Annotated in this window: 1 tRNA gene and 1 pseudogene; both read right to left on the minus strand. The window is 56.9% G+C overall.

Annotated elements, in window-relative coordinates:
* Positions 1-257 precede the first annotated feature (257 nt).
* A pseudogene (locus PL597_RS26005) lies at positions 258-364 on the minus strand (IS630 family transposase); the annotation flags it as partial.
* 163 nt (positions 365-527) lie between these two features.
* Positions 528-604, minus strand: a tRNA-Met gene (locus tag PL597_RS26010).
* Between the last annotated feature and the right edge of the window lie 20 nt (positions 605-624).

Consider the following 624-nt stretch of genomic DNA (forward strand, 5'->3'; position numbering starts at 1 on the left):
CAGGCGAACGAAAGTCGATCCCGCGAGACTGTCCGCGATTTAGTGAAACGACTGTCCGGGATTTACCGGAATCGATGTCCCGTTAATCCGAAATCCGCACCGAGTTCGCCCAAGACCCATCAACCCGCGACGTGATGCGGTGCTGCGCAGCCGAAATGGCTCCGCACCGCAACCCGCCGCTACCGCCCCGAATACAGCAACCCAAAACCGCTGGAGCAAACTCAAAACTGGATAAAACTTGGGGGCAAGGTCACCATCGAAATCCCAACCCCGAACCGCGCCGCCGACTGGCGCGCAGACATGCCCGCCGCAGACGCTTTTTTAACACGCGTAGTCGAAGATCATCGCTCAGTGCTCGTCCCATCATCCATCTCTTTCGCAATGGATGTTGAGTCAGCTTCCGCTCGCCCTGTCACTTCACAATCGATTCATCGACCACAGAATCTGCCCTAGCGTTGTGCTAGGGGTAAAAACGACTTCGGCCTCCCGAAGGAGGCCGATTAAAGTCTTGATAGTCATGTAAATTTTGGTTGCGGGGGCAGGATTTGAACCTGCGGCCTTCAGGTTATGAGCCTGACGAGCTACCGGGCTGCTCCACCCCGCGTTACCCGCGCATTCGGCGAA

Source organism: Agrobacterium sp. ST15.13.013 (assembly GCF_027956525.1).
Taxonomy (GTDB): domain Bacteria; phylum Pseudomonadota; class Alphaproteobacteria; order Rhizobiales; family Rhizobiaceae; genus Agrobacterium; species Agrobacterium salinitolerans.